General features: G+C 66.2%; 13 protein-coding genes. 4 read left to right on the top strand and 9 right to left on the bottom strand.

The window, feature by feature from the left end; all coding sequences use genetic code 11:
* Window positions 1–16 precede the first annotated feature (16 nt).
* The 4 genes from AB0L57_RS32645 to AB0L57_RS32660 all read right to left on the bottom strand — a co-directional run bounded on the left by AB0L57_RS32645 (window position 17) and on the right by AB0L57_RS32660 (window position 3,363).
* Entirely contained in the window at window positions 17–997 is a 981-nt protein-coding gene (locus AB0L57_RS32645) for a DoxX family membrane protein (protein ID WP_364970677.1), read from the bottom strand.
* 79 nt (window positions 998–1,076) lie between these two features.
* On the bottom strand, window positions 1,077–1,562 hold the full coding sequence (locus tag AB0L57_RS32650; protein WP_364970680.1) for a universal stress protein: 486 nt from the start codon (window positions 1,560–1,562) through the stop codon (window positions 1,077–1,079).
* 9 nt (window positions 1,563–1,571) lie between these two features.
* Window positions 1,572–1,997: a MarR family transcriptional regulator gene (locus tag AB0L57_RS32655; protein WP_364970683.1), complete on the bottom strand. Its 426-nt coding sequence runs from the start codon at window positions 1,995–1,997 to the stop codon at window positions 1,572–1,574.
* Complete coding sequence (locus AB0L57_RS32660) at window positions 1,987–3,363, bottom strand: MFS transporter (RefSeq protein ID WP_364970686.1); 1,377 nt, start codon at window positions 3,361–3,363, stop codon at window positions 1,987–1,989. Before AB0L57_RS32660 ends, AB0L57_RS32655 begins: the two co-directional genes overlap by 11 nt.
* A gap of 106 nt (window positions 3,364–3,469) precedes the next feature.
* Here AB0L57_RS32660 and AB0L57_RS32665 point away from each other — a divergent pair, with 106 nt between their 5' ends.
* Window positions 3,470–4,879 carry an amino acid permease gene (locus AB0L57_RS32665; RefSeq protein WP_364970689.1) on the top strand — a complete coding sequence of 470 codons (1,410 nt, stop codon included), beginning with the start codon at window positions 3,470–3,472 and terminating at the stop codon, window positions 4,877–4,879.
* 17 nt (window positions 4,880–4,896) lie between these two features.
* Here AB0L57_RS32665 and AB0L57_RS32670 read toward each other — a convergent pair whose 3' ends face one another.
* The 3 genes from AB0L57_RS32670 to AB0L57_RS32680 form a co-directional block, all read right to left on the bottom strand.
* Window positions 4,897–5,550 carry a hypothetical protein gene (locus tag AB0L57_RS32670; protein WP_364970692.1) on the bottom strand — a complete coding sequence of 218 codons (654 nt, stop codon included), beginning with the start codon at window positions 5,548–5,550 and terminating at the stop codon, window positions 4,897–4,899.
* Window positions 5,551–5,700: 150 nt separating this feature from the next.
* A complete protein-coding gene (locus AB0L57_RS32675; RefSeq protein WP_364970694.1) occupies window positions 5,701–5,982 on the bottom strand; it encodes a hypothetical protein in 282 nt (93 codons plus the stop codon).
* A 169-nt stretch (window positions 5,983–6,151) separates the two neighbouring features.
* Window positions 6,152–6,364: a hypothetical protein gene (locus AB0L57_RS32680; protein ID WP_364970696.1), complete on the bottom strand. Its 213-nt coding sequence runs from the start codon at window positions 6,362–6,364 to the stop codon at window positions 6,152–6,154.
* A 488-nt stretch (window positions 6,365–6,852) separates the two neighbouring features.
* On the opposite strand from AB0L57_RS32680, the gene AB0L57_RS32685 reads away from it, so the two are divergent.
* Both AB0L57_RS32685 and AB0L57_RS32690 read left to right on the top strand, forming a co-directional pair.
* A complete protein-coding gene (locus tag AB0L57_RS32685) occupies window positions 6,853–7,083 on the top strand; it encodes a DUF397 domain-containing protein (protein WP_364970699.1) in 231 nt (76 codons plus the stop codon).
* 127 nt (window positions 7,084–7,210) lie between these two features.
* Window positions 7,211–8,110 (top strand): helix-turn-helix transcriptional regulator, encoded by a 900-nt coding sequence (locus AB0L57_RS32690; RefSeq protein WP_364970702.1) that lies wholly within the window; start codon window positions 7,211–7,213, stop codon window positions 8,108–8,110.
* 87 nt (window positions 8,111–8,197) lie between these two features.
* Here AB0L57_RS32690 and AB0L57_RS32695 read toward each other — a convergent pair whose 3' ends face one another.
* The gene (locus tag AB0L57_RS32695) at window positions 8,198–8,413 is read right to left on the bottom strand and encodes a hypothetical protein (protein ID WP_364970705.1); all 216 of its coding nucleotides are present in this window, start codon (window positions 8,411–8,413) and stop codon (window positions 8,198–8,200) included.
* A gap of 600 nt (window positions 8,414–9,013) precedes the next feature.
* Between AB0L57_RS32695 and AB0L57_RS32700 the strand changes: the two genes are divergently transcribed.
* Window positions 9,014–9,856 carry an acyl-CoA thioesterase domain-containing protein gene (locus AB0L57_RS32700; RefSeq protein WP_364970708.1) on the top strand — a complete coding sequence of 281 codons (843 nt, stop codon included), beginning with the start codon at window positions 9,014–9,016 and terminating at the stop codon, window positions 9,854–9,856.
* Here the strand turns inward: AB0L57_RS32700 and AB0L57_RS32705 are convergent.
* Window positions 9,853–10,698, bottom strand: a complete 846-nt coding sequence (locus AB0L57_RS32705) for a hypothetical protein (protein WP_364970711.1) — start codon at window positions 10,696–10,698, stop codon at window positions 9,853–9,855. The two genes, AB0L57_RS32700 and AB0L57_RS32705, sit on opposite strands and share 4 nt — an antisense overlap.
* Between the last annotated feature and the right edge of the window lie 189 nt (window positions 10,699–10,887).

Genomic DNA, 10,887 nt, shown 5'->3' on the forward strand with positions numbered 1-10,887 from the left:
CCGTGCGGGCGCTGGTCTAGGTGTGGGCGCCGCCCTCGGCGATCCGGTGCCGCGCGGTCTCGGCCGCCTGCTCGGCGCGCTCGCGCGCACGGTGAGCGAAGGTCGATCCGCGTTGCTTCGCGACCTCGGCCCAGTCGCCCCCGTGTTCGCGGGCGGCCTCGGCCCACTCGCCCCGGTGTTCGCGGGCCGCCTCGGCCCATTCCGCACCGTGTTCGCGGGCCGCCGCGGCGAGGCTCTCACCCCGACGTTTGGCCGCCTGGGTCCACTCGCCGCGATGGTCGAGGGCGGTACCGGCCAGCTCGGCACCCCGATTGCGCGCAGCTCCGGCCCATTCGCCACCGTGTTCGCGCGCCACCTCGGCGAGCTCACCGCCGCGTTCACGTGCCACTTCGGCCAGTTCACCGCCGCGTGACTGCGCCACCGCGGCCAGATCCGCACCCCTGTCCGCCGCGACCGCGGCGAGCTCCCGGCCGCGGACAGCCTGCTGCTGCAGCCGATCTCGCACCGTCTCGGTCGATGTCGCGGTGAGTGGCAGAGCCGCGGCCGCGCGGCGCGCGGCACGGCGGCCCCGCCAGCCCAGCGAAGGTTTGCCCTCGGTATCGGCGGCGGCGATCAGCAGACCGCCCAGCAGGCCCATGTCCTTGAGGAATCCGGTGCGCTTGGCCGCTCGTTGCTGCGCATCGGTTTCGTTCCAGAAATCCTGTTCGGTGACGGTGGCCGGTACGACGGTCGCCGCCAGGGCGAATGCGGCGATTCGCGGTGCCCGGCCGAGCGCGAGCAATGTTCCGGCGCCCACCCGGACCGCGGCGTTGATCCGGACCACTCGCGCCGGATCGGCCGGGAGTTTGGCCGACACCGAATCCGGCAGGCGCTGCTCGCTGTGGGATACCAGCGTGGTCGCGGCCTGTGTGCGCGATTCGGGATGCATCAGAGTGTCGATCCCTTCGACCACGAACGCCGATGCCAGCAGTGGGCGGGCAAGGTGGCGAATCAACATGGTGAAAACCCCTTCCTCAACGGTCTCGTTCTGGCGGGTTCCCCGGATACCGCGTTCCAATCGGCCGAACGTGGGTGACTCAGGGCACGACGGTAACCGGCCAGCGCCCGGATTTCACCAGACGCACCGCGACCGAACCGATGAATCGGTGCCCGGCCTTCTCGGAGGCGCCGACCACCACGCCGTCGGCCTTCAGTTCGTCGGCCGCCTCGGCCAGCACCGTGTAGGGATCGCCACGGCGGGTGATGAACTTCCAGCGAATGCGGTAGACGTCCTCGACCTTCTCGGCATGCTCGCGAATCTCGCGCGCAAGATCCTGTGCCACCTCCGCGGTGGCGCCCTGGACATCGACGCCGTAGGCACCGGCCATGGCCAGAATCGGTTGCACGTAAATCATTGCCAGCAGGGCATTCTGGCGGCGGGCCAGTCCGGCGGCGTAGGCCGTGGCCCGCCAGGAGGCGTCGGAGCCGTCGATGCCCACCATGATCACCCGGGGGCCGTCGGTGCCCAGTTCGAAACCCGACGACCGGCCGGGCGCCCATTCGGGAGTCATCTCTTCGGCCACCAGTCGAGCCTAGAGCAGACCGAGGAGATCGCGCAGCGTGCGCAACTGTCCGGGCGTCAGTGCCGCGAGTGCGGGTGGGGGCGGATCGGGAGTGGCCAGGGCGTGTGCCACCGCCGCCCGGCCCGCCTCGGTCACGGTCACCAGCTTGGAGCGCCGATCGGCGGGGTCCATCTCCCGCGCCACCAGGCCGCGCTCTTCGAGATCGTTGACCACCACGGTGGTGGCCGGCGCGTCCATCGCGGCGCTGCGGGCGAGTTCCTTCAATTGCAGCGGCCCCGGCAGCAGCCGGCGCAGCACCCGGAACCTGCTGAACGGCATGCCCATTCGCTCGGCGACGGCGCGCTTCCAGGGATCCCGGCTGTCCTGGACCACATGGGTCATCAGCCGCCAGACCTCTTCCGGGGTCGGTTCGGTCGACGGGGGTTCATCGGACATGTGCGGGCACCTTGTGTTCGAGCAGTGGAACGATCCGGTCGCGGGAGCGCAGTGCCCATCCGGTGTTGGCGGCGATGCCCAGCACCACCACACACGCCGCCAGTGCCGCCACGACCCACCACAGTCCCGCCCCGGTGAGCAGACCACACAATGCCACACCGACGCTCACTCCGACCTGGCGGCTGGTGGACGCCACCGCGGACGCGGCACCCGCCCGGTCCAGCGGCATCCCGCTCACCGCGGCGGTGGTGATGGGCGCGTTCACCATGCCGAATCCGGTGCCGAACACCGCGAACATGACGATCAGCTGCCAGATCGGGGTGTCGGGGCGCAGCGTGGTGAGCAGTGCCGCCGCGATCGTCATCAGAATTCCCGCCGACACCAGCGACGGCCGGGTGCCGTGCCGTCCGACCAGCCGTCCCGACAGTGGGGAACAGATCAGCATCCCGAGTGCCATCGGTAGATAGAGCAGCCCGGTGTGCACCGCCGAATAGTGCCGCACACCTTGTAGATACAGCGAGGCGCTGAACAGGAACGCGCCCAGCCCGGCGAAGGCGCAGACCGCGGTGAGGGTCGCCGCCGAGAACGGGATGCTGCGGAAGAAGCGCAGATCGATGAACGGCGAACGGTGCCGTGCCTCGGCATACAGGAAGCCGGCCAGTGCCACCGCCGTGATCGCCAGGACCGCCGGGCGATGCTCGATCAGCCCGAAGACCAGAGTGAACATCACCACGATCGCCAGTGCCTGCCCGAGCGGATCGATGCCACGCGCGGTCTGTGATTTCGACTCGGGCACGAAGATCGTGGTCAGCACCAGAGCGGCCGCGCAGATGGGCAGATTGATCCAGAACACCGACTGCCAGCCCAGCGCGTCGATCAGGACGCCGCCGACCATGGGGCCCAGTGCGGTGGAGATGCCGACCACCGCACCCCACACCCCGATCGCCCGGGCTCGCTCCATCCGCCCGGTGAACACGGTCGTGATGATCGACATCGCGATCGGATTCAGCATCGATCCGCCGATGGCCTGGATGAAGCGCGCGCCGATCAGCAGATCGATGGTCGGCGCCAGGCTGCACAGCAGTGAGCCGAGGGCGAAGACGCTCAATCCGATGCGGAACATGCGCTTGCGCCCGAAGCGGTCGGCGGTGGCTCCGGACAACATCAACAGGCTCGCGAGCGTGAGGGTGTAGATGTCGACGATCCATTGCAGCCGTGACAGGGGCGCGTCCATCTCCGACCGGATGGTCGGAATCGCGACGTTCACGATCGTCGCGTCCATCGACGAGATGAGCAGGCTCAGACAGCAGGTGACCAGAACGATCGTCTTGTGGCGCGGACTCATCGCGGTAATGGTTGTGGGCACACAATGATTGTGGGGCTACAAGTAATTCGGAGCAAGGGGTGTGAACTAGTTCACTGCGGGGTCGCAGCGGTCGCAGCTCGTCGCAGACCCGGTACGGTGCTGCGATATGACGACCGACCGGAAACCGGATGCGCCGGAACTCGCGTCCGCGGGTGAAGAGGGCTACCAGCGCGGCCTGAATCCTCGGACGATTCAGATGATCGCGATCGGCGGTGCGATCGGCACCGGACTGTTCTACGGTGCCGGCGGCGCCATCGAACAGGCAGGCCCCGCCCTGATCCTGTGTTACCTGGCCGCCGGTCTGGCCATCTTCGTGATCATGCGAGCTCTGGGTGAACTGCTCACCTACCGTCCGGTGTCGGGCAGCTTCGGTGAGTACGCGCACGAATTCCTCGGCCGCTTCGCCGGATTCGTCACCGGCTGGACCTACTGGGCGGTGTGGGTGGCGACCTGCATGGCCGAGATCACCGTCGCCGGTAAGTACGTCAAATATTGGTTCGCGATCCCCGAGTGGGTGACCGCGCTGGTGGTGCTCGGGGTGCTGTTCGCCGCGAACCTGATCTCGGTCAAGCTGTTCGGCGAGGGCGAGTTCTGGTTCTCCACCATCAAGGTGACCGCCATCGTGGCGATGATCCTCATCGGCATCGGTGTGCTGATCTTCGGTTTCGGGCACGCACCGGATCCGACGGTGACCAATCTGTGGGCCGACGGCGGGGTGTTCCCGAACGGCTTCGGGCAGGCGTTACTCGCCTTGCAGATCGTGTTGTTCGCCTATGTGGGTGTCGAACTGGTGGGTGTGACCGCGGGGGAGGCGGCCGAACCGCGCCGGACGCTGCGCCGCGCGATCAATTCGCTGCCGCTGCGGATCGGGCTGTTCTATGTGGGCGCGCTGCTGGTGATCATGTCGGTGTCGAGCTGGAAGGTCTTCCACGCCGGACGCAGTCCGTTCGTCGAGGTCTTCGAGCAGATCGGTATTCCGGGTGCGGCCGGCATCATCAACTTCGTGCTGTTGACGGCCGCGTTGTCCTCGTGCAACTCGGGCATCTATTCCACCGGCCGCATGGTGCGCAGTTTGTCGCTGCGTGGTGAGGCGCCGGCCTCGCTCGGCGGGCTCAGCGGTCGCCGGGTACCCCTCGCCGGCATCCTGTTGTCGGCGGCGATGATGGTGATCGGCGTCGTGGTCAATGTCGTGTCGCCGGACAAGGCCTTCAACTACATCACGTCGGTGTCGACCATCGGCATCATCTTCGTCTGGGGCATGATCCTGGTCTGCCACATGATCTATCGCGTCCGGGTCCGCCGCGGCGAACTGCCGGCCAGTGGTTACCGCCTGCCCGGTGCGCCGGTCACCTCCGTGGTGGCACTGGCCTTCCTCGGCCTGGTCGTGGTGCTGCTGTTCTGGACCGACAGCGGGCGCACGGCCCTGGCCGTCGGCCTGGTCTGGGCGGTGCTCGTATGCGCCGGATATCCGATCGTGAACAAGCTGGTCCGCCGGCGCGAATCCGTCGCCGGCTGAGCCGATCGGCCGCCCGGCTACTTACCGTCGGGGTGCCCGACCTCGGCCAGTGCGGTTGTCCAGTCACCCGCGATGGCGTTCTGGGCGGCCGTCAGGCCGACCGCGCCCGAGCAGACCAGACTGTGCAGTTGATTCTCCACGGTGTCCTTGGGATTGCTCGGGCCCGATCCGGCCGGATGACCGGGGGAGGGCGGTTCGACCCAGAGATTGCGCGGGTCGTTCGGATCACCGCCCAGTTCCAGTGAGATCAGGTGATCGTATTCGGCGTCGTGCAGATTCCCGGTGTACCCATAGGAGAGAGCATCGGCCTGCTTCTCCCGATCGGTGATCGCCGCCGGTGGTCGAATGGACCGGGTGTAGCCGCTCGCGCAGATGGTCGACCGGAGGGTGTCCGGGGTGACCTTGGGATTGACCGCGCCGGGTGTGCAGCCGGGGTCGGGCAGTGGTTGTCCGGAATCGGTCCTGCCGTAGTGGCAACCACCTGGAGCGGGTTGCGGTGCCACGCTGTAGGTTCCGGACGGTCCGGGTCCCACCGCTGGAATACCCTGCCGGGCGAGTGGAACCGGATGCGCCGCCCGGCTCACCGGTGCCGGACTCTGGTGTGAGCAACCACCCGCGACGAGCGGCATCGCGACCATCACGGCCGCCAGTGTGATCGTGCGAATCTTCATGACGTCCTCGAGCCGACCTGCAATCAGGCTCTCAGTGTGCGCCGGTACGACCCGATTGCCGATCCGGTATGACCGAATCGTCGGTAGTTGCGAGAACTCACCGGGGTTCCGCGTGATCCACGCTGCCGGGATCGTCGGTAATGACCGGATCTACTGCCCGAGAACGGTGTTCATCAGGGTGCCCGCACTGGTCGCCATGACGCCGCCGATCAGCGCGCCCGCCACCATCTTCGGCGACTCCAGCGGGCCGCCACTCCACTTCTCCCAGCCGAATCTACCGCCGGCGTAGATGATCGCCGTGGTTCCGGACAGCAGCATGAACCAGGTGAAGTACCGCACCAGCGGCAGAAGTTTGTCCGCCGCCGGAGGTTTCTCCGGCGTGGGGTTGCCGACCTGGGCTGTTATGACGTCGTGCACCGCGAGAAGAAGCATGATGTGCTCGATCCGCAAGGTGGTGGGGTCCGATTCCCATCATGGTAGATCGCGAATCATCCCTGGTGACAGGCGATTGCGAGCGCTGTTGCGGAATTGCGGTGTCGGCGACCGGTTTCGGTCCGTTCACCCGGCTTGACGGAACGCCGGTGGCGGATCCGAACAGGGGCTATTCGTCGTCCAGTCCGGCCGATAGATAGGCCGCGGCGGCGACCCACTGCCGGCAGCTCATGTGCCGGTCGTGGGCATGCAGAATGGCGCGGGCGCGGGGGTGGGTGAGTTCGCGGGGCTCATTGGCGCAGTCGCCGGCCGGATCGGCACCGGCAGTACGGCGTTCGGCGCGCTGATCGCAGATGCGGGAATGCTGAAGCAGGTGGCTCATGGAATGCCCTCTACCGTCGTCGGAAGAATGCGGAAGTAATTGTCCGACAAGGCTTTCCACTGCCTCCGGCGAATCTGCTCCGGCGTGGTCCGGCCCTGTCGTGCGACCGATTTTACGGCTCTGCAAGGAGCAAATGCAAGTACATCTGCACGGTCGAAGTAGGCGAAATCTGCGCGATTCACGGTGCGGGCGGCTTTTCTTCATGGTCTGAAAACAGACCGCTCGGACGCTGATCATTCCCCGCTCAGGGCATATCGGAAACATGACGAGTCAATGGAAAAGGGCATGTCGCCCAGGTTTTTTCAGTTTTTCCGGAGGGCTCGATCCGGGCGAACCTGCGTGCTATCGTTCAAATCGTCGGTTTCAAATGCAAGTACATTTGCTCGAACATATGCAAGGGCTGACGGTAGGTTCAGCTCGATCATCCGGAACTGCCGAGGGCGGCCAGTGGTGGCCGAGCTCGGCCACCACGAAACCTGGAGACAGTCATGACCGATTCCACGGCCACATCGACCGGCCTTCTGTCCGATGCCGCGTGGCGCAAGAGCACGTTCAGCAATCCCAGTGGAAACTGTGTCGAATTGGCCGATTTGTCCAATGGCCTGGTCGCTGTTCGCAACTCGCGTGATCCCGAAGGGGCTGTTCTGGTGTACACCCGCCCGGAGATCGATGCGTTTCTGCGCGGCGCGAAGAGTGGAGAGTTCGACGATCTGGCATAGCGGGCGGTACCATGGCACTCGGCGCGGTGTCGGTGCGCGACGAAGCAGTGTTTCCTGATGTTCGGCCAGCTGCTTCGGTGATTGGTACCCTCACTGCCGGTGATCGTCGAGCATCGGAGTAGACCTCATGATGGCAGAGCCCGTCCGGATCGGCCGTGTGGATTCGCTTGTCGCCGAACGCGGTCCGACAGCGCTTCGGATCGCGGTGGGCGGGCAGCTCCGCAAGTTGCGGGAGGGTGCCGGCATCACTCGCGAGGCCGCGGGTGACCACATCCGTGGATCCCACGCGAAGATCAGTCGTTTGGAGCTGGGGCGTACCGGTTTCAAGGAGCGCGATGTTCGCGATCTGCTGACGCTGTACGGCGTCAGCGAGGAAGAGGATCGCGAGCTTTTCCTCGATCTGGTGAGCAAGGCGAACCAGCCGGGGTGGTGGCATCGCTACAGCGATCTGCTGCCGCAATGGTTCGAGACCTACCTCGGCCTCGAACACGCCTCCAAATCTATTCGTACCTTCGAGGGTCAGCTGGTGCCCGGTCTGCTGCAGACCGAGGAGTACACCCGCTCGGTGGTGGCACTCGGCCACGAGAACGCCGAGGCTGCCCGGCGGGTGGAGCTTCGCAGGAAGCGCCAGGAGATCCTCGATCGTTCGGGTGCGCCGACGCTGTGGGCCGTCATCGACGAAGCGGTCCTGCATCGGCCCATCGGCGGCGAGCAGGTTCTGCGCGCGCAACTCGACCATCTGGTGGAGGTATCGTCCAAGCCGAACGTGACCATCCAGGTGCTGCCGTATGCGGCGGGTGGGCATGCCGCGGCCGGTAGTTCGTTCACCATGCTGCGCTTCGCCGAGCCCGAACTGCCCGATATCGTTTATCTCGAACAGCTCACCAGCGCACTGTATCTCGATCGCCAGCAGGATCTCGAGCTGTACCGTCAGGTCATGGACCGGCTCAGTGTGCAGGCCGAGCCGCCGGAGCGGTCGCGCGAGATGATGAAGAAGGCCGCGGCCGAACTTCCCGATTGCGACTAGTCCGCGCGAGCACCTGCGACACGATCACCGAACAAACGCCAAGGGCCGCCGACCTTCTAAGGTCGGCGGCCCTTGGCGTTTGTTCGACTACTGCTTGATGCAGCTGGATGCTATGCGCCAGAAGGCCTCCGGTTGCATCGCATCGAAATCCCAATCGTTGACCATCGCGTGCGCGGTGGCCACGATGCGATCGATATCGAAATCATCGCGTGTGGCCGCGCCGGTGGATTCGACCGCATCGATGACGAAACACGTTGCGGTTTCCCGCGAATAGATGTGATGCTCGGTCGCATTCCGGTCCATGACACCGAGTCGACCGAGACTGATTTGGTTCATAGGTGCGCCCCTGACGCCAGGCCGCACGACTTCCTTCGGCAAAAGTTGGCTTCCGGTTCACCCTGCGGCTCGCGGGTAGTCCCCTGCATTCCCTTACCGACCCGAGTCTAGGGTCACGTCGAGATCGTATGCAAGCACATCTGCAACATCGAATTCCCGCTCAGGGCAGGGATTTCGGGTGCTGACGGGTTGCTGCCGAGGCTGTCCGCGGACCCCGCCGGCAGCCGTATGTGGGGGCCGATTCCGATAGCGGCGGCGATGATGTTCCGGGTGTCCGCGCGGGTGCCGCCGGGTGGCTTGCTGTGGTTTTTCCCAACGGACCGGGCGGCTGGTTCGGCGGAAAATATATCTGGTACGCCTGGCTGCGGTCGTCACCCGGAGGTACCGGCAGCCCTCCTCGTATGTCGGATATGTCCGTCCGGCCGGGTCGGCTCGGGGCCGATTCCCGTTGTCGTGTTATATCTGCTGGAGCAGTAATTCAGTCGCCGACGGTGAGCGCGGGCTGTCGTCGAGGCGATCGGCGCGCATGTTGCGGTCTGTTCGGCGGCCCGAGAAGACAGGCGCGCAGTGGACAGCTCGCACGGATATTTCGCGGTGGACGGACCGGGCTTCGCGCCCAATCCGATGGCGGTCAGCCAGTGGTCCTCGGACCAGGTGGTCGGACCAGCGCTGTGCGGGCTGCTGGCGCGCGCTCTCGACATCGGGCACGCCACCGACGGATTCGTTCCGGTCCGGCTGACGGTCGATCTGTTCAAACCCGCCCGCATGCACGAACTCACGGTCGCGACGACCCGGGTGCGCGACGGTCGGCGGATCCGGCTCGCCGATGCGGTCGTCGTCCAGGACGGTGCGCCCACGGCACGGGCGTCGGTGGTGCTGCTGCAACCCTCCGAACAGCCACCGGGTGAGATCTGGAGCCGCGACCGGCAGCCGGAACCTCCGTCGCCGGAGGTGGCACCGCCGTCGGAAGGGCCGAACGCACCGCTGTGGCACAGTGACGAATCGAGGCAATGGACGCGGGTGCCCTCCGAACACGAGAACGGCAGCCGGAAGCGGAGCTGGCAGCATCCGGCGAATGTGGTCGACGGCGAGCGACCGTCGCCGTTCGTGCTGGCCGCCATGGCCGCGGAGCAGACCAGTATGGTGACCAACTGGTCCAGTGCCGGGGTGGGCTTCATCAATACCGATCTGACGGTGGCGCTGGTGCGTATGCCCGAGGGCGCCGATATCGGGCTGGAAGCCGACAATCACCTGAGCCGCAATGGAATCGCGGCCGGTACCGCGACCCTGTTCGATCGACAGGGCGCCTTCGGCAGTGCCATGATCACGGCGGTCGCCAATGCCGGTCGTCAGATCACCGCGAGTCATCTCGACGGGGTGATCGCCGCCGCGAGCGGTGTGCGGAGCTAGCCTGCGACGCCGGATCCGGCGCTGCGGTGGGCAGCCCAGCGGTGTGCCGCGTCGCGCAGGCCGCAGGTCCACATGTTGGGCCGCCGATGCGCCGTGGCGGACCACTCCGCCGCCAGTGCGCCGGAGAACAGGCGCAGGTCGTGCTCGGAGGCGGTATGCCAGGCCGGCACCCGCGTCGCCCACCGCTCCGCCGCGGCCGGATCCTGACCGGCGAAGATCAGCCAGACGATCCAGCAGCCGGGATCGATCCAGGCTGCGCCGCGGGTGGCCCAGGGCCAATCCACCAGGCGGGCCCCGTGCTGATCGTCGATGATGACGTTGCTGTAGTTCCAATCGGTGTGCAGCAGTGCCTCGCCGGCGAAGGCCCTGGTGTCCACATCCTCGTCGAGATATGCACCCCAGCGGACTTCGGCATCCTTGAGCTCGATCTCGGTGGGGCAGCGTAATCGGCCCAGCGTCGTCATGGCGGCGGCGGTGGCCGTCAGATCGGAGTCGACCCGGTAGTCGGCGAAATGTCCTGCGATGAACTCGAATCCGAGCAGATCCCAGCCTCCGGCGGCGATCTGCCAGCGTAGGCGCGGGCCCACCGGACCGACGTGCCGGGCCAGCGCCGCCTCACGGTGCTGGGTCCACACTTCCGGATCTCGTTGTGGCACACCCTTGACGAAGGTCCGGCCCGCCGCGGTTTCGATGACCGTCGCGAGCTGACTGCTGAATCCGGCGATCACGGAATCGGCGCGGATGATCGGCCCGGTCACCGCTTCCACTGCCGCCCGGGTTGTCGGCGGCAGTTCTTCCCAGTTGCGCCGGCTCGAGGATGTCTGCGTCCGATCGACTGTCACCTTCGAAGGATTACCCCCAACGAGGTGCGCTGGCAAGCGGAGTCGGAGATTCTCGAGATGGTTTCGAAAATGTTATTTCACCTGCGTTTTCAGCTGGTGGTGTAGGTGCGTGCGACGAGTGCGCTGCGGAGGTACCAGAGTCCGCTGGCTTGGGTGGGGTCGAAGTTGGTGAGTTGGGCGATGCGTTTG

Source organism: Nocardia sp. NPDC052254 (genome assembly GCF_040679495.1).
Classification (GTDB): domain Bacteria; phylum Actinomycetota; class Actinomycetes; order Mycobacteriales; family Mycobacteriaceae; genus Nocardia.